Annotated in this window: 17 protein-coding genes; 9 read left to right on the forward strand and 8 right to left on the reverse strand. The window is 70.8% G+C overall.

All coding sequences use genetic code 11. From position 1 onward, the window contains the following. Positions 1-27 precede the first annotated feature (27 nt). The 7 genes from SAVERM_RS23215 to SAVERM_RS23245 all read right to left on the reverse strand — a co-directional run bounded on the left by SAVERM_RS23215 (position 28) and on the right by SAVERM_RS23245 (position 8,488). Positions 28-2,298, reverse strand: coding sequence for a TrbL/VirB6 family protein (locus SAVERM_RS23215; RefSeq protein WP_010985920.1), 2,271 nt, complete (start codon positions 2,296-2,298; stop codon positions 28-30). A 40-nt stretch (positions 2,299-2,338) separates the two neighbouring features. Continuing rightward, a complete protein-coding gene (locus SAVERM_RS23220) occupies positions 2,339-2,857 on the reverse strand; it encodes a hypothetical protein (protein WP_010985921.1) in 519 nt (172 codons plus the stop codon). 10 nt (positions 2,858-2,867) lie between these two features. Beyond that, positions 2,868-3,479, reverse strand: a complete 612-nt coding sequence (locus SAVERM_RS23225; RefSeq protein WP_010985922.1) for a hypothetical protein — start codon at positions 3,477-3,479, stop codon at positions 2,868-2,870. 35 nt (positions 3,480-3,514) lie between these two features. Beyond that, entirely contained in the window at positions 3,515-6,499 is a 2,985-nt protein-coding gene (locus SAVERM_RS23230) for an ATP-binding protein (RefSeq protein WP_010985923.1), read from the reverse strand. Between the two features lie 52 nt (positions 6,500-6,551). After that, positions 6,552-7,049, reverse strand: a complete 498-nt coding sequence (locus SAVERM_RS23235) for a hypothetical protein (RefSeq protein WP_010985924.1) — start codon at positions 7,047-7,049, stop codon at positions 6,552-6,554. 41 nt (positions 7,050-7,090) lie between these two features. Then, positions 7,091-7,357 (reverse strand): hypothetical protein, encoded by a 267-nt coding sequence (locus SAVERM_RS23240; protein ID WP_010985925.1) that lies wholly within the window; start codon positions 7,355-7,357, stop codon positions 7,091-7,093. Between the two features lie 75 nt (positions 7,358-7,432). Continuing rightward, entirely contained in the window at positions 7,433-8,488 is a 1,056-nt protein-coding gene (locus SAVERM_RS23245) for a conjugal transfer protein (protein ID WP_010985926.1), read from the reverse strand. A 1,078-nt stretch (positions 8,489-9,566) separates the two neighbouring features. On the opposite strand from SAVERM_RS23245, the gene SAVERM_RS23255 reads away from it, so the two are divergent. The 9 genes from SAVERM_RS23255 to SAVERM_RS23295 all read left to right on the forward strand — a co-directional run bounded on the left by SAVERM_RS23255 (position 9,567) and on the right by SAVERM_RS23295 (position 20,703). Beyond that, positions 9,567-10,061: a hypothetical protein gene (locus SAVERM_RS23255; protein ID WP_037649094.1), complete on the forward strand. Its 495-nt coding sequence runs from the start codon at positions 9,567-9,569 to the stop codon at positions 10,059-10,061. 30 nt (positions 10,062-10,091) lie between these two features. Next, positions 10,092-10,721 (forward strand): hypothetical protein, encoded by a 630-nt coding sequence (locus tag SAVERM_RS23260; RefSeq protein WP_010985928.1) that lies wholly within the window; start codon positions 10,092-10,094, stop codon positions 10,719-10,721. Beyond that, entirely contained in the window at positions 10,718-11,743 is a 1,026-nt protein-coding gene (locus tag SAVERM_RS23265) for a hypothetical protein (protein ID WP_010985929.1), read from the forward strand. Before SAVERM_RS23260 ends, SAVERM_RS23265 begins: the two co-directional genes overlap by 4 nt. Next, a complete protein-coding gene (locus SAVERM_RS23270; RefSeq protein ID WP_010985930.1) occupies positions 11,740-12,120 on the forward strand; it encodes a DUF4913 domain-containing protein in 381 nt (126 codons plus the stop codon). Before SAVERM_RS23265 ends, SAVERM_RS23270 begins: the two co-directional genes overlap by 4 nt. Positions 12,121-12,337: 217 nt before the next feature. After that, positions 12,338-13,021 (forward strand): hypothetical protein, encoded by a 684-nt coding sequence (locus SAVERM_RS23275; protein WP_010985931.1) that lies wholly within the window; start codon positions 12,338-12,340, stop codon positions 13,019-13,021. Between the two features lie 7 nt (positions 13,022-13,028). Next, complete coding sequence (locus SAVERM_RS23280) at positions 13,029-15,134, forward strand: peptidoglycan DD-metalloendopeptidase family protein (protein WP_010985932.1); 2,106 nt, start codon at positions 13,029-13,031, stop codon at positions 15,132-15,134. A 1-nt stretch (position 15,135) separates the two neighbouring features. After that, positions 15,136-16,581 (forward strand): PQQ-binding-like beta-propeller repeat protein, encoded by a 1,446-nt coding sequence (locus SAVERM_RS23285; RefSeq protein WP_010985933.1) that lies wholly within the window; start codon positions 15,136-15,138, stop codon positions 16,579-16,581. A 36-nt stretch (positions 16,582-16,617) separates the two neighbouring features. Continuing rightward, complete coding sequence (locus tag SAVERM_RS23290) at positions 16,618-18,348, forward strand: type IV secretory system conjugative DNA transfer family protein (protein ID WP_010985934.1); 1,731 nt, start codon at positions 16,618-16,620, stop codon at positions 18,346-18,348. Positions 18,349-19,596: 1,248 nt separating this feature from the next. Beyond that, entirely contained in the window at positions 19,597-20,703 is a 1,107-nt protein-coding gene (locus SAVERM_RS23295; protein WP_037649099.1) for a helix-turn-helix transcriptional regulator, read from the forward strand. Between the two features lie 44 nt (positions 20,704-20,747). Here SAVERM_RS23295 and SAVERM_RS23300 read toward each other — a convergent pair whose 3' ends face one another. Continuing rightward, positions 20,748-21,731: a regulatory protein gene (locus tag SAVERM_RS23300; protein WP_010985936.1), complete on the reverse strand. Its 984-nt coding sequence runs from the start codon at positions 21,729-21,731 to the stop codon at positions 20,748-20,750. Positions 21,732-21,825: the final 94 nt, after the last annotated feature.

The raw sequence follows: 21,825 nt of genomic DNA on the forward strand, positions 1-21,825 counted from the left end.
GACGGGCAAACGTTGCCTGCCGCGGCACTAGACACGGCCGCTCGGGCCGCGGGGGTCCCGCGGCGAGGCCGGGGCCGGGGCCGGGGCCGGGGCCGGGGACTGCTTGGGCGTGACGGGGGGCTTGGGGGCGGCGGTCCGGGGGCTGGGCATGGTCGGGCGGGGCTGGGGTGCGGGTGCGGGTGCGGGTGCGGACGGCATCGGGCGTGGTGCCGCCGGCTGCGGCTGAGGAGCCGCGGGGCGCTGCTCGGCCGGTGCCGACGACTGCGGAGCCGGCTGCTGCCCGCTGGAGCCGCTGACCCGGCGGCCGCGCCTGGGGGCCGGCTCGGGCGCGGACGCCGACGGCTGCTCCTTCGCCGACGGCCCGTCGCTCTCGTACGACCTGCGTGCCGTCTCCGCCGCCTGGTGGGCGGTCTGCCGCTGCTCGCGCTTCGACTGGCCGAGCCAGCCCCGCTTCTGCAGGGCGGCTCGGCCCCGGCCCTTGTTGGCGAACTTGTCCACTGCCCAGGCCGTACCGCGCACCGTGCTGCCGGCCGCGCGGCCGGTGCCCTTGGCGGCGTTACCCGCCACGCGTCCGGTGGTCCTGGCACCGGCCACAGCCAGGCCCGGGGCCATGACGGCCGCCTTGTTGAAGGTCGCGTCGGCTCCTTCGCGGATGCCCAGCGCGTCCTCGCCGCCCGCGACCTGCGGGGTGAAGTTCCCGGCGAGGAGCTTCTTCAGCATCATGACGACGGCGACGGTGACCAGGAGCAGCATCAGCAACTGCGTACCGAGGGCCACCCTGGCGGGCAGGATCATCTGGTACAGGACGAGCAGCACGGTGAGGATGACCCCGAAGCCCGCGCGCAGGACGAAGCTGTGGATGAAGGTCTCCAGCCAGCTCTTCAGCAGTTTCTGCTGGGAGGGATGGATGCCGAGCGTGGCGACCAGCGGCAGCAGCATGACCAGGATCAGGGTGACCGCGTGCCAGAGCAGGGTGAGGGCGCTGAGCACGAGGACCATCACACCGACGATGAAGGCCGCCACGACGGAGTAGAAGGCGATGCCCACCCGGTTGCTGGAGTTCTTGCCGGCCCAGTCGTTGAACGCGACGGGGTAGATGCTCTTGTCGGGTGCCTTCTCGCCGACGGCGATGTCCTTGCGGATCTCCTGCCACTCCTTGAACTTGTCGACGTGGTCGCGCTGGTCGTCGACGTTGGTCCAGGACTGGGCCGCGGCCTGGCGCACCCGCAGGTCCTCGCAGCGCGCGCCCTTGCCCCAGTAGCAGGACGTGCCGGCGCTCTGCGGGGCGCAGACGCCGTCCGCCGATATGCGCCCGCTCTTGTTCTTGAAGATGCAGGTCTTGCCCACGTCGCCGAACTGCCCGAGGGCCCACGGCCGGAAGACGAGCGTGTCGTACATGGCGCAGCTCGACAGGCGAAGACCTCGTCTTCCGTCGTCGTCCTTGCCGCCCTTCGGCAGATCGCACGGGCTCTGCATCTCGCCCGAAGCGCCGGCGAGCACGGTCGCGGTGAACGCGGAATTGGCCTGGGCGATGTAGTTGTCCGCGCTTTCGACGACCTGGTGGTAGTTGTTTCCGGTCAGGAACGCGGTGACGGCGATGACGGTGAGGGCGGTCCAGGAGATTCCCGACCACACCTCGCGCATGTCTCCCTTGCGCCACTTGGTGAAGACCCAGAGTCCGACCAGCAGAATCATGACCGCGACGGCGGGCTTGAGCACGTTCTCGCGCAGCGTGGTCACGACGTTGTCGCGGCCCGAGTAGAGGCCGGAGAACGGGCTCGGGTTGGAGGCCATTTCCTTGATGGAGATGGAGAACCGGGTGAGAACCTTGGTGCCGTTGAGAATGGTGTCCGCGATGCCGTTGTTGACATAGGCCATGACCTGGCAGGAGTCGGCGCCGCTTCCCCACGTGCCGTTGTCCTGGGAGGCGTTGCCCTTGCCCTTGAAGGTCATGGACCAGTTCAGGCCCCGCATGCCGTTCAGCTCGTACAGGGTGTAGTTCGAGGCCTTGTCGATCGGCATCTTGACGGCGCCGGTGACCATTCCCGTGTCTTCGCTCAGGTTCTGGGCGCTCTCTCCCTGCCACTGCGCGACCGCGGGAATGATGGACTCACCGTTACTGCCCGGCGAGTCCATCTGATAGCTCTCGTCACCGGTGAAGTTGCAGGAGAAATCCGCGTACGCCGAGGTCGGTACGGCCAGTGTGAGGGCCACCAGGGCCAGCACCACGAACAGGCCGGCACGGACTGCGGCGCCGAACCTGCCGATCCTGCGGCGCAGTGCATTGCGCGGGGGCATCTTGATTCCTTTTGGGCGAGAGGAGGGGCTGCGGGCGGCGTCAGTCGGTCGGGAAGTAATCGCTCAGCACGCAGCCGTCGACGAGTCCGGAGACCTTCTTGTAGCCGCTCGGCACGGTGAAGTCCGGGTCACAGGTCAGGAACATCATTTCGGACGAACTCAGCTGCTGGACCGTGGTGTCGTTCTCCGGAACCACCGCGAAGTCCCTGCCGACCGCGAACGCGGGTCGGTCGTCGTCCTTCTTGACGGCGGTCTGGAACTTCTTCATGTCCTTGAGGGTGAACAGCGTGATGTTCCCGCCGTCCTCGCCCTCGCAGGAGGCCCGCTCCTTGATTCCCCAGGCGGGGTCTCCGGCCTCCTCGACCAGGTAGTCCGTCGCGTCCGCTTCCGCGGTCAGGTCGAGGCACGAGGTGTGCTTGTTGAGGTAGTACGCGATCGACGCCATGTCCCCGGCCGAGGGCAGCCCGAGGTCGTCCATCGGGTCGTCGCTGCCGCAGCCGGCCAGGAGGCTCAGGACCACCAGAGCGGCGCTGCCGACGACTGCTCGCTGAAGTCGCATGGGTCTCTCCTCAGGAGGGGACGTAGTCGGTCAGCACGCAGCCCGCGGCGGACGCGTCCTGCTTGCGGTATCCGGTGGGCACCTTCAGATCGGGGTCGCAGTTCTCGATCAGCAGTCCCGTTTCGAGGAGTCCGCTGGTCCGAAGGGAGTTGGTGGGGTTGACCACGAAGTCCGCGCCGATGAGGAAGCGGCCCGTGCGCAGGTCGCTGTACTTGTCGCCGTACTCCTTGTCGGCTGCCAGCGCGGTCTTGCGGTAGTTCTGCTGGAACGCCTTCATGTCCTTGGGCAGGTAGACGATCCAGCCCCCGGCCTTCGCCCGGGTGTCACCGCAGAAGCCGGCCTCGCCGATCTTCCAGGCGGCCGCTTCGCGCTTCTCCTGTGGGCTGTCGTAGTCGTCGGTGGTGCCGAGGAACCCCTCCGCCGGTGTCCCGTGCGCACCCTCGTCCGTGGTCATGCTGGTGCAGGGAAGTCCGGCCTTGGCGATGAACTCCTGCGCCTCCTTCAGCGTCTTGGCGCTGGGCAGGGCCTTCGCGTCGTCCCCGGAATCCGGCCCGCACGCGCTCAGCGTCGAGAGCAGGACCAGGGAAACGGCCGCGGTGACCAGGGACGGGGTGGGGCGCATGCGGGTGCGGCCTCCTGCTTCGGGTCGAGTGAGGGTCATACGGCGGTGGTCTGCGCGGTGCTCTGCGACGAGGCCCGGGCCGGGTCCTCCTGCACCTCCTGGAGGAACGTCCACTCCCACACGCTCAGCGGCGGATTGACGCCCTGCCGGGCCGGACGCGTCGTGCCGTTGGTGTCCGTGGCCGCGAGGATCTCCTGGAAGACCAGGTCGACGGCGACCGTGCCGACGCGCTTGTCCGCGTCGCGCTGGAGACAGACACCGGTGCGCAGCTCCTGGAGGGCCGCGATGACCTTCGGGTCGTCCTCGGGGCGGCCGAGCAGCGGGGCCACCAGGGAGGCCTCCTGGGCGGACTTCTGCTTGAAGGCGAAGACCGTGTGGATCTGGTTGGCGCCGCCGGAGCGGGCCTCGGAGTCCTCGATCTGGACCAGGTCGATGGCCTGCTGGGTGATCAGTACGGTCACGGCCAGATAGGAGCGGCCCTGCTTCAGGGCACGGCGCATCAGGTCGCGCCCGGACTCGGTCGCGGTGACGACGTACGCCTCGTCCACGAAGAGCGCCTTGGGGCGCAGGCCGACCTCACCCGTGACCGGGTTCTTCTCGTAGCCGACGTCCAGCATCTGGCTGCCGAGTTCCACGACCGCCATCAGCGCGGTCGCGGCCAGGCGTTCCGCCGGGTTCCAGTGCCGCGGGTCCGAGGACGCCGGGGACTGGAAGCCGCGGAGCGTGATGACCGTACGCCGCTTGCGCATGCTGGACAGCGGTTGCGGGTGCTCGGCGAAGGAGAGCCGTGCGTAGGGGAGGGTGCGCAGCTCGGTGAGGAGCATCTGCGCGAGCTTGAGGTCCTTCATGGCCTCGCGGTCGCCGGTCGCCACGGCGTGGTCGTACGCGGCCACCACCTCGTCGACGACCTGCCACAACGTCGGCCGTGCCACGCTCTGTTCGGCCTCCCGCGCGGTCAGGCCCTGGTCGACGGCCTGGCGGATCGCGGAGTTGTAGCGGCCGATGACCGTGGCCATGCCCTCGATGACGGGCAGGCGTACGCGCTGGTAGTCCTCGTCGCCGAGGAAGCCGCGCAGCATCGACTCCGCGAGGAGACGGCCCGAGGGGACGTCCCGGGCGATCACCCACGGGTCCAGGACGCCCGCCTGGCCCTTGAGAAGGTCGACGACCTCCGTCTCCGCCCAGAAGTCGGGGTTCACCGGGTGGAACCGGCTGTGCTCGGTGCCGAGCAGGCCCTGCTCGGCGTCCGACGCGAACGACGGGTCGTTGACCTGGGCGCCGAACGCCAGGTAGTAGCACATCTGGGCGAAGTCGGTCTTGGGGTCGATGACCAGGCAGCGGACGCCCGACTCCGACTCTTCGTAGAACTTCTGCAGGGCCAGGGACGACTTGCCACCGCCCGACGCGCCCACGATCGCCAGGCCACCACCGTCGTTGCGGGCCGGGCCCACGTGCAGCGAGTAGTGCACCGGCATCTTGCCCGCCCAGCCGACCAGGTTGCCGACCCAGCCGAGACGCTTGCCGGAGCGGTGCTCCGGGTTGTCGCCCAACTCCGTGCCGGCGGTGGGGAGTCCGGCGCCCAGCTGCTCGACCTCCTGGAGCCGGAGGTAGGGCGCGACGGGCAGCTTCGGCGCGTCGCCGGGGAGCTGGGACTGCAGCAGCCGCCACTGCTGGCGGGTCGGACGCAGCAGCGTGACCTTCAGGTCCTGCTTGAACTGCATCTCCAGGACGCGGCGCCGGCGCTCCAGCTCCTTCAGGTCAGGGGCGGAGACGGTGAAGCGGATCTGCGCCTCCATGCCCGGCATCTTGTGCTCGTCGATGTCGTCGACGAGCTCCTGGGCGCGGGTGACCTGACCGGCCAGCTTGGTGTCCGGGGTGCGGCCGGAGTTGGCCATGTCGTTCATCTCGTCGACGAGGTTGCCGCGGATCTTGTCGGCGCGGTCCTTGAACCTCAGGTACGGGATGAGCGTGAACCGCATGTCGATCTCGACCGGGAAGTCCACGTGCTGGGCGGCGTAGCGCGCCCACGCCGTCGACTGGCGGAAGCGGGTCTCGGCGGGCCAGTTGGCGGCGACCAGGGTGGTGGTGTAGCTGGTCTGCTGCTCGCCGGTGACCTCGTCGTACTGGTGCAGCACGATGTGCGTCTTGCGGTTCTCGCCGGAGAAGTCGACGACCAGGTCGAACTGGTCGGGCCCCCACGCGCGCGAGCCGAGCACCGGCTCGGGCGGCACGGGCAGGTCGCCGTGGAGCGGCTTGCGGATCAGCCAGACCAGTTCCTCACGGGTGAGCGGGGTGCCCTTGAGGCCCTCCAGGCTCTCGTGGACCTCGATCGCGACCTGCGTCCACTCGGCGAGGACGGAGGGGGACAGGTACTCGTCGGCGACCCCGGTGGCGGTGGAGACCGCCTGGTCGGCGGCGCCGCGCGCCCCCGACAGCAGCCCGGGCTCGTCGAACGGCTCGGCGCCGTCGGCGAGGACGCCCGTACCGCCGTTGCGCTTGATCGAACCCAGCTTCACCAGCAGGATGTTGCGCTCCCGCTTGGCGCCGATGCGCTCCTGGTAGTCGGCCTTGCGGAGGTTGTACGCCTTGTAGTTGTCGGTGGGGTCCCAGGCGACGGCGTTCAGGTCCTCCGCCCAGGTCAGGGCGGTGATGGGCTGGTAGAGCTTGCGGTAGTGGCACTCGACGTTGCGGTCGCCGCGGGCGAGGTTGAGCAGACCTCGGGCCGGGCCCTCGGCCATCGCCTGGAGCTCGGAGGCGTTCAGGTACTCGTCGATGGCGGTGGGCAGCACCAGGCCGGTCCACACCGAGTCGCCGTGCACGAACAGCAGGTCGTCGGCGTAGCGGTAGGGCAGGCGGAGGTCCTCGCGGCGGGCGGACTGGCCGTTGCCGCTCGACGAGCGGCTCCGGTTCTGGGACCGGCCCTGGCTCTGGCCCTGCCCCTTCTTCCCGGAGCCGGCGGCCATGATCATGGCGACCACGAAGAAGGCGACCGCCGCGCCCAGAAGGATCATCATGAACATGGAGAAGTCACCCTGCGGTAGTTGATGGGGAGTGGGAGAGCGGTGGGACGGTTCAGTCCTGGGCGGCGGGGTCCTGGGCGGTGAACGGGGAACCGTGCTGGGCTGCCGCCTGCCGCGCGGTGTCGTACCGCGTCTGCCAGCGGTGGGAACCGGGGGTCCAGAGGATGACCTGCCAGTGCAGTTCCTCCGGTTCCTGGTCGGCGGAGAGCCCTTGCAGCCGCTTCGGCTGGAACCAGTAGTCGCCCCACACCACCAGCTGCTGACTGAGAGTCAGGGCGGAGGGCAGCGGGCGGCCCCAGATGAAGTACACGGCGAACGGCGGCCCGAAGTAGAGGACCGACGTCCACATCGACATCCCGAGGAAGGGGAGGAACGTGGACAGCGTGAACAGCGTGACGAGCCAGAGCAGCCCGAAACCGAACGCCGCGCCCAGCGCGGGCAGCAGCAGGCCCGGAAGCGGGATGTTGCCCCAGTTCCAGATCCGCTTCGGGCGGTTCATCAGATCGGTGTGGTCGTACGCGACCAGCGGCTCGGGCGCCTCCTGCGTCAACGCGGTGCCTCCCTCTTCTGCTTACGGTGAGTGGCGGGAGATCAGCTGCCGTTGCCGCCGCCGATCTCGCCTCCGAGGCTGATGAGGAGGCCGGCGAGGCCCGTGGCGCCGCCGATGATCAGGGCGGCGAGCGCGATCATGCCGAAGCCCTGGAAGGCCTCGCGCATACCGTCGCCGCGCTTCATCGACATGAGCATCCGGATGCCAAGGATGAGGAGGGCGATGACGGCGACCATCGTGCCCGCGTTGCGGAGGATGTCCTCGATCCTTCCGAACATCTCGCCCAGTTCGTCGGCGGCCAGGTACATGGTGGTTCCTCTCGATGTGGCTTTCAGCGTGCTCTGGTGATGGTGCTGGGATGCGGTCCGAAGTGCCGCTCGGGCTCAGGGCTTGCCCGGCCGCTTGCCCTTCGACGACTGCGTGGAGGCTGAGGGTGAGGCTGAGGCGGACGGGGAGGCGGAGTCGGTGGCCCCCGTACCGGGGTCCTCCTCGGCGGGCTGGTTGTCCTCGTCCGAGTCGGCCCGGCCGCCCTGCGCGTCGAGCACCCCGCCGCGGATGTCCTTGATGAACCAGCCCTGTGCGGTGTTCACCACGGTCATCCGGTACGCGCGGCGCACGATCCGGCTCTCTCCCTCGCTCCAGTCGACGACCACTCGCACCTGCACGGACTGACCGGCCCGGTAGGCGTAGGGCTTGGTGTCCTGGACGTTCGCGGGGACCAGTGCCTCCGCCGTGCCGACCTTCGGTCCGGTCAGCCGTCCGGCGAGGCCGGCGGTCGCGGAGAGCGTGGCGCCGGGTGCGGTGAAGCGGGCCATGGCGGTCGAGTCCGACGCGCCCCAGGCCTCGAAATAGCCCGGCAGCACCTTCTCCTGGAGCTGCTGCGACAGGGAGGTGTCCACCACCTCGTCGTCCTTGTCGAGTTCCGGGACGTTCGCCCGCCCCGGCATCGGCATCTCGCCGATGTCGCCGGCGACGCGCATGCCCTCGCCGGACGCGAGGTCCTTGACGTAGACGGGAACGGTCAGCGTGGTGAGGTCGCCCTCGTCCGTACGGACCTGGATGCCCAGGTAGCGGCCGTGATCACCGTATTCGGCGAGCTTCTCGGAGGTGCCGTCCCAGACGGCCGAGACGGCCTTGCTGGTCCCCTCACCGCTCCAGCCGCACTCGGGGTCGACGCCCGAGGACGCGTACCGGGCGAGACTGTCCCGCCGCTTGGACGCGCCGTCCGGCGAGTACGTCAGGCAGAGCATCGCGTACTGCTCCGCGAACGTCGCCGCCTGCTGCGTCGGGAACTCGGTCAGCCGGTAGCGGGCGGCGTCCGCGGCGTCGAGGCCGGCGGTTCCGGCGCCCGAGGACCTCCCGACGACCAGACCCATCACGCCGCACGAGCCGAGTGCGAAGAGACAGGTGGTGATCAGCAGGGTCGCGCGGAGGGCCACGTGCGTACGACGGCCGCCGGCGGGGATACGGCCGCCGGGCCTGGGGACGTCGAAGTCGCGGGCGGGCTTCGCGGAAGCCGGGGTGGGGCGTGCGCCGGCGGGGGTGGCGCCCGCCCGGGTCGTGGTGGCCGCGGAGCCGGTCGTGGTGGTTCCCGCGTCGACCGTGTGGGCGGGGGCGGGGGCGGTGGCGGTGGACGGGATGGTGGTAGTGGGAGCGGTGGCCGGCCGGGGCCGGGGCCGGGGTGACGGCGTGGTGAGGGGCGGCCGCCGCGACGGCCGGGGTGGCCGGAGCGGCGGTGTGGGCGGGGGCCGTGGGGGAACCGGTGACCGCCCCGCCCCTCTTGCGCTGCTCCTTCTCCGCCTTCTTCTGCTCGTACGCGGCCTTGCGCGCGGCCCGCTCCCGTTTGCGCTTCTCCTTCTTGGAGTCACTCGGCGGGCGGGTCTCACGCGGCGGCAGGCTCGGTACGGCGGCCTGGCCCGGCGCGCGACGGACCCAGGCGGCGGCGACCTGCGCGCGCGCCGCGTCGGGGGACAGGTGCTGAGGCTGCGGCTGGGGGTAGGAGGGCTGCTGGGCCACCGGCGACTGCGCCTGGGCCTGCTGCCCGTGCACCTGCTGCCCCTGTGCCTGCCAGACCTGCTGGTGCGGCTGCTGGGGCTGTTGGGGCTGCTGGGGAGGACCGAAGGACCCGGGCTGCCCGGAAGGCTGGTCTCCGCCGACCGCGCCAGCAGGGCCGTTGTGGTCTGTCATCGAGTCGGTTACTCCAGCGAGTCGGTTCCCCGTCCGCCGCCGCGCCTACGACCGCGCTGCATGACGGGCCCTGGCCCGGCCAGGTGCGCAGGCAGTGTGACAAAGACAGGTGACGGGACCGGTTGTCCTTTCCCCGCCGGGAGTACGGGCGATTCCCGGCCGCCGGGCCGGGAGGAAAGCGCTGGGAAACGGAAGGACCCCGGGCCGGGAAAGCGGGCCCGTCCCCGCGCCCCGGCCCGGGCGCACTCGGCCCACAATGCGCGGGGCACGTCCCGCCCGACGTACCCCCGCAGCACCCCATGGGCCCACGGATCCGGCGAAGGACGAGAGTTGAGCGAGCACAACGGGCAGCCGCACGAGCCCGACCCGCGTGACTGGGACACATCCCGGCAGGCACCCGAGATCCAGCAGGCCCCCGCCGTACTGGCCCCGCAGGTCTTCCAGACCGACCGCGCCTGGGTCGACGGCTACGAGCCCGGCAACCCCTGGCAGTCCCGGCTGTGCGTGGAGACCCCGTACGGCACGTTCGCGTATCCCCTCACGCCGCACACCATGCCCGAACTCCTCGAGGCGCTCGTCGTGGTGGCCCAGGAGCAGCAGGGCCTGCCGGTGGGCTTCGGCGAGGAAGCGGAGCCGGTGGCGGGCGCGGGCGAGGAGGACGAGGAACAGCAGGGCGGCGGTGCCCGGCTCCAGGGGGGCCGGGCCGCGCGGATGACGGGGTGGGCGGTCGTCCATGACCTGTGGGAACGCGAGGATCCGACGGCGCGGATCGTGATGGGCGCGGTGGTCGTGGGGCTGTTGCTGCTCGGTATCTTCCTGACGTGAGCTGCTGATCAGCTGATCGAGAGGGAAGCGATGCTGACGGAGACGACGGGCCGTACCGCGCAGGACCTGGCGGTCGAGCTGGCGGTGCTGCGGGACGCGGACTGGGCCGCTCTGTGGGCGGGACCGCCGCAGAGCGGCATCGCCTTGGAGCGCTGGTGCGGGAGGTACGGCTGGGAGCCGCTGACCTCCGACCGGCAGCTGGTGGTGCGCACCGGCAACGGGGGCGAGTTGACCTTCGATTCCGGTGGCATCTGGGGAAGCCCGGTCACCAGTGTGTCCCTCAGTGCCTGCTGGCACGTGAAGGCTTCCGCTCCGGCGGAGAACGGTACGGTTCTGACCGCTGCGGCGGAGAGGTGGCCGACGTACCTGGAGGCGGCGACCGGCGCGCTGGGGGCGCCCGTCTGGGCCGGTCCGTGGGACGCCCCGGACTTCCCCGAGCCGGAGGACCACGCGGGTGTCTGGGAGGGCCGGGAGTCCCGGCTGAAGCACCGCAGTCCGTACCAGCTGGCCTTCTGGGGTCCGCTGGGTGAGGCCCCGGTAGAGGCGCTCTTCGTCCTGAATCAGTCGGTTTCCTTCCCGACCTGGACCCCGGACATGCCGGGCGGGTCCACGATCAGGATGGCCGTGCACAGGCCCGTCGGCTTCCGGAGCCGCCGGTGAGCCTGGGATCCCCGCCTGCCAGGGACGAGATAGAGCGGGCGTTGGCTCTGCAGGACGCGTACGAGGCCGCGGCGCCGCGCGATCGTGACGAGGCACGGGTGGCCGTCGGTCGGATGTACGCGGACTGGCGGGTGGCGCACGAGCAAGGGCGGGAGTTTCCGGACCTGTTCTCCTTCGTCCGGGATGTCGCCGGAAACGGCTCCGTCACGCATCCGGACCGGGGCGAGGTACGGGCGTTCTGGTCATGGAAGTCGCAGCCCGAGGGCGCACCGCGTGAGGTGGGACATCGCTATCTCGCGCAGGCGTGCGGGAGTTCACGTGGCATGCAGGTGCTGGAGGACAGTCCGGCCGGCCGGCAGCTGGACTCGTACCACCTCTGGAACACCGAGGTGCAACGTGCCCTGGTGGACGACTTCGAGCTGGACGAAGCCGCGGTGACGGCCCTCGCCCCCGAAGTCTGGAGCACCGTCTCCCAGCGCTACGCCGAGGCCGCCGAAGGCCCGGTCGTCGCGTTCGCCGCCGACATCGGTGCCGCGTCCGTCCTCGGCAAGGACGAACTGCCCCGGCTCCTCGCGCACACGAACGTGGGCAAGGAGAACATCAAGTTCCCGCTGCCCTCGCCCCGGCATGAGCATCTCCCCCCGGAGATCGACGGATTGATCGCGGACGACGCCGTACGGGCCCAGGTGCGGATGGACGACTTCGACCCGGCCGGGTCCCCGAAGGACTTCGCGCGGAAGCTGGGCGGCGTCGACGTACCGGAGCGGCTGCGCGAGGACCACGAGGCCGCGATGTGGCGGCTGGGGCTGGCCGACACCTACGAGCAGTTGCACCCGAAGCCCCCGACGCGGCAGCGTGCGACGGCGAGCGAGTTCCTGCCCGGCGTGGACGTACGTCTCGTCGCCCGCCCCGCCGCCCCCCGCGGCCCCACCGGCCACGGCGTCATGAACCCGGCCGCGGCCCTCTCCGTGCCGCCCCCGGCCGCCGTCCCGGCCCACCAGCCCACAGGAATCGAGCGATGACCACCCCCCGGACCAGCAGCGAGACACAACAGGACGCGGCCGAGCCGGAGTTCTACTTCGCCGACGTCTACCTCTTCGTCTCCGACTACCTCTCCCCGACGGTGCGCCGCCGCATCAACGGTTCCAGTGCCACCTGGTGCCCGAAGTGGTGGGAGCACCCGGAGGCCGGTGCCCGGCTCTCCGCGCTCTGGCTGGCCTGGGAACATCTGCGTCACGACCCGGCGCTCGGCATGTCCACCTGGTGGCTCCACCACGCCGACCCGCACCTGCGTGTCCTCATGGACCCGGATCTGGGCCCGTTCGCCGCCTGTTCACCACGGGACGGACACACGGCGTACCCGTTCGACCCGCTGCCGGTGGACGAGCGCCCGGCCTGACCGGGACCGGGAGAGGGAGCAGGCCAGGAGAAGGCCTGCACAAGCTGTCCCGGACCCTCTTTTCATCTCCTCCTCCCTTCCTCTCTTTCCCGGTGGCGTCCCGCCCCGTTTTCCCGCCGGGAATCCCCGGGCCCCTCCACCGCGGCTCCCCCCTACCGTGTCCCGGTCACCTCACCCGTACCGCCGGACCGGCTCAGCACAAGGGAGGCACGGGAACATGGAGTTGCCTGCGGAGAACAAGCGTGCCGGGCTGCTGGCCCTGGCGGTGCTCGGCATTCTCCTGGTCGCCGTGCTCACCGTGTTCACCGTGTTCGACGGGGACGACGGCGGCGGCGCGGACGAGGCGGCGCCGGCCGGCCCTTCCGGGCAGTCGGACGCGGGATCGGAGCCGGGGCCGGGCGGTCAGGACGACGCGAACGCCGACGAGCCGGCCGGCGGCGCACCCACCCCGATCGTCGCGCTGTCCGAGGTGGCCAAGGCGCACACCGTCATGGCGAGGTACATGGCCGGCCTGAGCACGTACGACCACACGAGCAAGGCCCCGGCCTGGAGCGCCCCGCTGCTCCGGCTGACCACCGACGACACGCAGATGAAGCAGGCGACCACGCTGCCGACCGGCAAGGAGTGGGCGCTCTGCCGGGCCGCGAGGTGCTCGTCGAAGGGCGCGGCCGTCGTCGTGCGCGACGCGGTGATCTCGGACGACGTGGTGCGCGGCAGCGGCCGGACGATCTCCAGCGTGGTGAAGGTGACGTCGGCCCGCGAGGCCGACGGCAAGCAGTCCACCGAGTCCAACCGGTGGCTGGTGAGCGTCAAGGAGAGCGGCGACGGCCAGTGGGCCGTGTCGGGGTTCGACATCTTCGGCCTCGGAGACGTGGGCGCCTCCGACGAGTCCGGGGGCTGAGTCCGAGATGGTGGCACCCGCTGTACTCGCGGCCGCTTCCAAGGCCGCGAAGGTCGCCAAGAAGGCCAAGCAGGCAGGCCGTGCCGCCGCCGGTCCCGGTGGCGGAAAGGGCGGCGACGACGGCAAGAAGAAGAACGGCCTCAAGCTGTGGCTGATCCTCGGCAGCGGCGGAGGCCTGGCCGCCGGGGCGGCCGTCTTCCTCGTCCTGCTGCTCATCGGCAGCATGGTGGGCGGTGTGGGCAACGGCGCCGTCGCCGCCGCCTGCGGTGACTACGCCGACAACGCCGAAGCGGGCAACACGGGCGACGCCGCCGCGACGAACCCGATCATGCCGGCCGGCAAGGTCTACATGCCGAGCGAGACCGCCCGCAACGAGATACCCCCGAGGATGATCCTCGCGGCGATGCGCGGCGCCGCCCGCTACAAGGGCCTCGACTGGACGCTCATCGTCGGGCAGATGTACCAGGAGACCAAGTACGGGCAGGACAAGTCCGCGGCGCCCGGCGGCAAGAACTCCCTCGGCTACATGGGCATCCTCCAGTTCGGCCCGCCCGCCTGGCACGACTACGGCGCCGACGGCAATGCCGACGGCACCAAGGACCTCTACAACATCGACGACGCCGCCTGGGCCGCCGCCAACTTCCTGCACGCCCAGCACGCCGAGACCAAACCCTGGAAGGCGCTCCAGGTCTACTCCGGCTCCACGGCCTCCAACACGATCTACCCGCGCGTCGTGCTCACCCAGGCCGCCCGCTACCGCGGTGTGCTCACCGGCGACGAGGACCTGATCAAGCGCTGGTACGCGCATCTGAAGAAGACCATCGACAAGAACCCCGGCTTCCCCACCCTCGGGAAGCAGTCGGACATCCCCGAGCCGGTGGGCAACGACGCCCAGCCCGGCTCCGCGCTCAGCATCGCGGCCGCGTCGCCGCGCTCGTGGTCGACTCCGGCGCTGGACGGCGGCGACGACAGCGGCGTGACCACGGCGATGGCACCGGCCGCCTACACGGCGAGCACGGCCACGCTCGCCGGTCCCGCCACCGGACTCCTCGCCGCCAGGAAGCACACCGACGGCGGCAAGGACTGGCAGTGGCCGCTGAAGGAGGGCACGTACCAGCTCGGCACCCGCTACCACGAGAACGGCACCATGTGGAGCACCGGCTACCACACGGGCCTGGACCTCGTGGCTTCCACGGGCACCCCGATCTACGCCCCGGCCGACGGCAAGGTCGTCCACGCGGGCCCCGGCGGCGCGTACGGCAACGAGACCGAGATCCAGCACGCGGACGGCGTCATCACGCTCTACGCCCACCAGACCACCATCAAGGTGTCGGTGGGCCAGCAGGTCAAGCGCGGCGACCAGATCGGCACGGTCGGCGCGACCGGCAACGTCACCGGCCCGCACCTGCACTGGGAGGTCCGGCTGCCGGGTGTGGACAATCCGTTCGTCGCGGGCCAGGACCAGGGCCCCGGCATGGTGGACCCCGCGGCCTGGATGAAGGGCAAGGTCACGGCCAGCCCGGACTACGGCACCGTGCCCGGCTCCGGCGACAAGGGCAAGGACGCCCAGTACGCCGACTGCGCCGAGGAGAACGGCAGCGCCGCCGTCGCCCCGGACGGCGCGGGCGCCTCCGGCGTCATCCCGGACGCCGACGACCCGGTGATCCGGGCGGTCCTCGGCTGGGCGCAGCGCGGCATCGGCGTCCCGTACGTGTACGGCGCGCAGCGTCTCCAGGGCCAGAACCCGACCAGCTTCGACTGTTCCAGCTTCACGCAGTGGGCCTACTACATGGCCAGCGACGGGAAGATCGACATCGGGACGACGACCGGTACGCAGGAGCCCTATCTCCGCGCGCACAAGGTGTCGCTGTCCGAGGCCCAGCCCGGTGACGTGATCTTCTTCCGGCCGGAGGCCGACGGCACGTCCGGACACGTGGGCCTGGTCTGGGACGCCAAGGGCCACAAGATCATCCACGCGCCGCGGCCGGGCAAGACCGTCTCGTTCAGCACCTGGGACGTCCAGGACAAGATCACCGGCGTGTACCGCGTGCCGATCCCCAAGGGCACGGACGCGGTCGAGGGCGACGGTACAGAGAACGCAAAGGGAGCATGAGTTGACGAAGCGTCATATCTGGTACGCCGCCGGAGCCGCCGCGCTGTCACTGGGGTTCGCAGCGGGCTGCGGCACGGGCGACGACACGCAGGGGGCCGGTGCGACGAGGTCGGCGAAGCCGAGGACGTCCGCCTCCGCCACATCCACCGGGCCCGCCTACAAGGGGGCCGCGCTGCCCGCGCTGAGCAGGCGGCCCGCGTGGAGCCTGCGAGCCGACAGCTCGACAGGCTGTGCCGGTGACCCCGCCAGGGCCGCGGCGACCTCCACCGTCGGGGACGACCCGGAGACCTGTGTGCTCGGCGACGCCGTCGTCGTCACCCAGGACCTGACGAAGTACCCCGGCTCGTCCTCCTCCGGCGACGAGCCGGACGAGTACCACTTCAGGGCCCGTCTCTACGACGCGGCCACGGGCGGCGTACGCGCCTCGGTCGATGTGGAGATCCCCGACAGCTGGCCGGGCAAGCGCGAGCACAAGCCCTCCGCGTTCCTCACGGTCTCCCAGTGGACGGACGGCTCGCCCGCCCTCCTGGTCGTCGACGGTGATGTGACCGAGGCGAGTGGCCTGAAGAAGGAGTCGGTGGAGACCTCGTACACCATGTACTCCCCCTCCGGCAGGAAGCTGGGCAGTTCTTCCTTCCAGGGCGCCGGCCGCACGGACCTGACCGCCGAGGCGGGGCACGTCCTGCTGGACGAGGGCAGCAAGAGCAGCACGTACGCCCCGATAGGCGGCGGCGACACGGTGCCGGTCCACAACAGGGCGTACGGGCAGCAGCCGATCGGGAGCGGCTTCGGCTACCGGGTCGCCACGGGCAGCGACGTGTGGGACACGAGCGGCACCTGGCTGGTCGTCAGCGACCGGCTCACCGGCAAGGAACTGTGGAACACCAAGGACGACGTCGACGTGCCCGCGGACATCGCGTCGGCGAACGACGACGACGCCAAGCCCGTCCGTATCTACCCGCTGTCGGCCGACAAGGCCCTGCTCGCCTGGGAGCTGTCGGACGACGACCCGTACGACGCGCTCCTCGGCGTGGTCGACCTCAAGACCGGCCGCACTCTCGCGCAGGGCCCGAAGGTGGCCTTCGGCGACGTCGCGGGCGACGACACGGCGGACATCGCCCTGTCCCCGGACGGCACAACCGTCGTCACCCGGTTCGGCGGCGGCGCGGTCGCCTGGAACGTGAAGACCGGCGACGAACTGTGGCGGCAGGAGGACGACGAACAGGACATCACGCCCCTGGCGCTCCCGTCGGCCGACGTGCTCTACGCCTCCGTCGGCGACATGCGGCTCGCGGCCCTGAACATGCGGACCAAGAAGCTGCTGTCCCCCGACCTCGCTCCCGACGTCTCGCTCGCCGAGGACGGCGACGCCCTGCAGTTCACGACGGACGGCTACGGCGTGCTGGCGGGACAGCATCTCTTCGTCTTCGCGCCCGGATCGGCCTGACCCGGCTGCCGGCGTCACCCAGAAAGGACCCCGCAGGTGACCGCAGAACAACAGAAGAAACCCCGCGCCGAGGACGACTGGACCTTCGAGATCGTCGCCCTCGTCGCCGTGGTCCTCCTGGGAGTCGGCGGCGCCTGGCTCGCCGCGAAGCTCGGTGCGGGCTTCGCCGACGCGCCCGGGCCGCCCTCGAACCCGCTGTCGTTCCTCGTGGCCTGCGTCAAGGGCGACTACAGCTGGCCGGGCGGTGCGGCGAGCGCCGTCGCGGCCGGTGAGGCGCTGCTGCTCGGCATCCTGGGTCTGGCGGCCTACCGGGTGCGCGAGCGTTTGCGCAACCGGCCGAAGGTCGACGGCGCGGCCCAGCACCTGGCGCAGGGCGAGGAGTTGGGCAAGCTCACGATGAAGGGTGCGGCGGCCACCGCGGAGCGGCTCGGGGTGAGGTCGAAGACCCCCGGCGTCTTCATCGGACGGTCGGTGAAGGGCAGACAGCCCCTGTTCGGCTCGTACGAGGACATGCACGTCGACATCTGGGGCCCGCGCACCGGCAAGACGACCCGGCGCGCGATCCCCGCGATCCTCGACGGGCCCGGCGCCGTGCTGGTCACCTCCAACAAGCGGGACATCGTGGACGCGACGCGCGGCCCGCGTACCGCCCGCGGCCCGGTCTGGGTGTTCGACCCGCAGCAGGTCGCGCAGGAGACGCCGAGCTGGTGGTGGAACCCGCTGTCGTACGTCACCGATGTCGCCAAGGCCCGCAAGATGGCCGACCACTTCGCCTCCGGCTCGCGGGACGCGAACGCGTCCACGGACGCCTTCTTCGACCCGGCGGGCCAGGACCTGCTCGCCAACCTCCTGCTGGCCGCCGCCACCGCCAAGGCGCCGGTCACCCAGATCTACACCTGGCTGTCCAACCCGAAGGACGACACTCCCGAGCGCATCCTGCGCGGGGCCGGTCACACCATGTCCGCCGACGGCCTCAGCGGCGTCATCAGCGCGCCCGACAAGCAGCGCAGCGGTATCTACGGCGTCGCCCAGCAGATGGCGTCCTGCCTGGTCAACCCGGAGGTCAACCGCTGGGTGACCCCGCCGGCCGACCCGTCGGCTCCGGAGTTCGACCCGCACGAGTTCGTCCGCACCGGCGGCACGCTCTACTCCCTCTCCCGCGAGGGCCGCGACTCGGCGGGCCCGCTGGTGACCGCGCTGACGGTGGCGGTGGTCGAGGCGGCGGAGGAGTACGCGACGACGCAGCGCGGCGGCCGCCTCCCCCTCCCCCTCGTCGGCGTCCTCGACGAGGCCGCCAACGTCTGCCGCTGGCGCACCCTGCCCGACCTGTACTCGCACTACGGCTCGCGCGGCATCATCCTGATGACGATCCTCCAGTCCTGGGCGCAGGGCATCGAGGTGTGGGGCGAGCGCGGCATGGAGAAGCTGTGGTCGGCCGCGAACGTCCGCGTCTACGGCGGCGGTGTCTCCGACACCCGCTTCCTGGGCGACCTGAGCGAGCTGGCCGGCGAGTTCGAACTGCGCGACTACCAGACGAGCCGCTCCTCGGAGTTCGGCGGCTGGTCCGGCAACCGGACGGTCAGCGAGTCCGTACGCCGCGAACGCGTCCTCCAGGTCTCCGACCTGGGCTCCATGCCCCCCGGCCGCGCCCTCGTCCTGGCCTCCGGCACCAAGCCGGTCCTGGTCGAGACCGTGCCGTGGTGGGAGGGTCCGTACGCCCGCGAGGTCCAGACGTCCCTGAAGAAGTACGACCCCGGGGCGCGCTGACCCACCCGTCGCGCCCCCGGCCGCACCACAGCGAAAGGCACCCCACCCGGACCCGGGCTGGGTGCCTTCGGCGTGTCGCTCTCCGCGAGCGGTTCCGTCAGCGTGCCGTCGTACGTGGACGACAAGTCGCCGACCACGGACCGACGTTCGATCTCATTCGAGGGGATCGCCCATGATGCTGACGTTCTCGGCCTTGCCGCAGTCGCAGCCCGAAGGGCATGCCCGGCAGCCGCAGGTGGCGCAGCCGCAGTAACAACGCCGGTCGCACGACATGCAGGCGCTGCAGGACCCGCAGCGCATTCCATACCCGTGCTCACTTCCGCACGTGCTCATCCGTTGTCGCTCCTTGTCGCTGTTCAGGAAAGGGCACTTCCGACGGCCCTCGGGCCGGAACCCACCTTCGCTCCGGAATAAAGAGGCCGTCCTCCCTCCGGACAGTCCGGAGGACACCCCGGTCAGGTAGAGGGAAGGCCTGTCACACTATGACCCGGAGGGGGAACTGCTCCTGGGGCGAGGGGCCGAGTATCCGTACTTGCCCGGTCGAGTGACGGACCGGGGAAGTGGCAGAGGAGAACGGTGATGGCGCGAGGCCCCATCTCTGAGGACCCGGAATTTCGTACGGTCCATGCCCCGGCCCGGAAGCGTGGTTCGCCCGCCGCGAGCGGCCGCGGTGCCGCCCGCACCCCTCGCCGGCGACCCTGACCCCACCCGGCCGTCCCTACCTCTCCTTTCCGGACATCGGCCAACGCGTACGCGTCAAACGTGTCCTCCGTGGCCTGTCGGCACGGGCCGTAGGCGACGCGCCGGTCAACCGGCGATTTCGGCCAGCTCACGCGGCCGGGGCGCGGTTTCGGGGCCTCTTGGGGCGGGGGTGGGAGAGGCCCGACCCGATGGGGGTATCCGGCCAGGGCTGCTCCGGGGACCTTGCGGTACCCGGGGGAAGCGGCACCACCATGCATCCTGCGGTGGGGCGTCACCACCGTCATCTTGTTGCAGCGGACCGTGCGGAGGCCGGGAAATTCCGTGATATTCAGGTGGAATTGGCGGCGGGGCCGAGGTGGAGCCGTGTTGCGGAGGCGGGCGGGGCCGCGCATAGTTGCGCTGCGAAAGGCGTGCGTGGTCGCGCTGTGAAGGGCCTGCGTGGTCGCGCCGCGAGATCGCTGGAGAGCTGTGTCGCGGACAGACCGGAGCACCCCGCTCCGGTCGGCGGAAGACGCTGGAGCCAAGGGTTGGAGCCAGGGGTGGGAAATGGCCGGGCACGGGACGGACGCGCATCCGCACGGTGCTGACCGACTGTGCGAGGCCGGGGATCGCGTGTATTCCCGGGCCGTACGACGGGGCCGCGTGCCCCGCGAGGACGCGGAAACGGTGCCTTGTCTGGTCGACTTGGCACTGCTGCACCCGGACCCCGACGACATGGCGTGGCTGGTGCCGACGTCTCCGCAGGAGGTCATGACGCGGCTGCTGCGGAGCGTGCACGACGAGGTCGGCGCGAGCCAGGCGCGGGTCGGGGCGGCGGTCGCCGCGGTCGAGTGGTACGCCGGGCTCGGCGGGCGGGAACAGGCACCGCAGGAGGGCGTGGCGATCCGGGTCCTCGACGGACTGCCCCGGATCCGCGCCGCGATGGACGAGGCGACACAGGCGTGCACGAGCGAGGTGCTGACGGTGCAGCCGGGCGGCATCCGCCGCGAGGACGAACTGGCGGAAGGGCTGCACCGCGCCCTCGAGCTGCGCCGCCGGGGCGTGCGCATGCGCGACCTGTACACCCATGTGGCGCGGCACGGACAGGGTCTGCACACCTACATGGAGCTGATGGGCGACGCGGCGGAGGCACGGACGCTGGACGAGGTCGTGGAGCGCCTGATCCTCTTCGACCGCAAGGTCGCCTTCATCCCCGCGAGCGCGGACCGCACGATCGCGCTGGAACTGCGCCACCCCGCCCTCGTCTCCTACCTGGTGACGGTCTTCGAACGCCTGTGGCGGCTGGCGATCCCGCTGGCGGCACCGCTGCCGGAGACCGGCATCGACGGGATCACCCACCGCGAGCGCTCGATCGCGGCGCTCCTCGCGGAGGGCCACCAGGACGCGGTGGTGGCGGAACGGCTGGGCATCAGCGTCCGTACGTGCCGCGCGCACATCGCCCGTCTGTCGGAGACGCTCGGCGCGGCGAGCCGTACGCAGCTGGGGGTGCGTATCGCCCAGGCGGGGCTGGACGGGCCACCGCGGTCGCCCGAGCTGCCGCCGGCCACGCGTGCGGCGGGCTCCACGAACGCGGCGGGGCCCGCGAACCCGGCGGGCGCGGCGAGCGCCGCGGGTGCCGCGAGTGCTCCTCGAGGCTCCCGGACCGCCCGATGAGGTAGCCGAGCCGGGCGCCACGGGTGACTCCCTCCCCTCGGCGCTCAGCCGTTCTGGTTCAGGATTCCCGACTGGGCGATGAGGAAGCCGAGTTGGGCCCGGCTGCCACTGCCCAGTGCGGTGGCCAGCTTGGCGATGTGGGCGCGGCACGTGCGGACGTTCATACCGAGCCGTCGGGCGATGGCCTCGTCGACATGGCCCTCCACGAGCAGCTTCGCGATGGAGTGCTGGATGTCGGTGATGCCGTCGGCGGCGGTTTCGTACGGGGCGCCCGCGTCCAGGGGGACCGCGCGGCCCCACATGAACTCGAAGACCTTGATCAGATAGCGGACGAGGCCCGGGTGACGCAGCTCCAGGGCCACTTGCCGGTCGTCGCGGGTGGGGATGAAGGCGACGGCCTCGTCACAGATGATGAGGCGTTCGACCAGTTCGTCGATGGTCCGTATCTCCACCTTGCCGTCGGCGATCTGGTCCACGTACGCCAGCGTCTCCGGGCTGTAGCGGGCCGTGTGCTGATACAGGGTCCGGATGCGCACACCACGTTCGATCAACGGCCGGTCCCGCTCCAGCCCCTGGATCAGGCTGTGCTCGGGGCGGCGGCCGCCCGGCTGGACGGTCAGCATCTCGGTGCGGCACTGGTCCGTGGCGAGGTTGAGCGCCGCGTTGATCCGCTCGAAGCCCTCCAGCACGGTGATGGAGTGCGTGGACACCGTGGCCTGGGCGCTGACCGCCATGAACGGCTCGAAAGCATCGGCCAGTTCGATCGACAGCCGTCTGCGTTCGGTTATCTCGCGCTCGATGGGGTTGAGCCGCTGCGCCAGGGCGACGGACGGAGGTACCGGGCGGAGCCAGTTGGGATCGTCGGGATCGGGGTGGAGGAGCGCGAACTCCATCAGGCAGGGAACGCCCGCCGCGTCCTCTCTGGCGATGCGTCCCGTACGCAGAGCGTTCGCGTAGAGGAGGCCGCCTTCATCACACAGCTCCGTTACAGCGTGGGGATGTTCCGCTTGTGCCCCATTTGTTGCCAAATCTCCACCCCCCAGGGTCCTGAACGTGCAGGAACATGATGCATCGATTGTGTGGCCATGACGTGCCCGAATGAGCCATCGTCTTATTCGACGG

The organism is Streptomyces avermitilis MA-4680 = NBRC 14893 (assembly GCF_000009765.2).
GTDB classification, from domain to species: Bacteria; Actinomycetota; Actinomycetes; order Streptomycetales; family Streptomycetaceae; genus Streptomyces; species Streptomyces avermitilis.

Coding starts and splice junctions, on each gene's coding strand:
- SAVERM_RS23295 (WP_037649099.1), top strand. CDS start 19,597: ATGGCCGGGCACGGGACGGACGCGCATCCGCACGGTGCTGACCGACTG.
- SAVERM_RS23215 (WP_010985920.1), bottom strand. CDS start 2,298: ATGCCCCCGCGCAATGCACTGCGCCGCAGGATCGGCAGGTTCGGCGCC.
- SAVERM_RS23275 (WP_010985931.1), top strand. CDS start 12,338: ATGGAGTTGCCTGCGGAGAACAAGCGTGCCGGGCTGCTGGCCCTGGCG.
- SAVERM_RS23280 (WP_010985932.1), top strand. CDS start 13,029: ATGGTGGCACCCGCTGTACTCGCGGCCGCTTCCAAGGCCGCGAAGGTC.
- SAVERM_RS23240 (WP_010985925.1), bottom strand. CDS start 7,357: ATGTACCTGGCCGCCGACGAACTGGGCGAGATGTTCGGAAGGATCGAG.
- SAVERM_RS23230 (WP_010985923.1), bottom strand. CDS start 6,499: ATGTTCATGATGATCCTTCTGGGCGCGGCGGTCGCCTTCTTCGTGGTC.
- SAVERM_RS23260 (WP_010985928.1), top strand. CDS start 10,092: ATGCTGACGGAGACGACGGGCCGTACCGCGCAGGACCTGGCGGTCGAG.
- SAVERM_RS23220 (WP_010985921.1), bottom strand. CDS start 2,857: ATGCGACTTCAGCGAGCAGTCGTCGGCAGCGCCGCTCTGGTGGTCCTG.
- SAVERM_RS23225 (WP_010985922.1), bottom strand. CDS start 3,479: ATGCGCCCCACCCCGTCCCTGGTCACCGCGGCCGTTTCCCTGGTCCTG.
- SAVERM_RS23270 (WP_010985930.1), top strand. CDS start 11,740: ATGACCACCCCCCGGACCAGCAGCGAGACACAACAGGACGCGGCCGAG.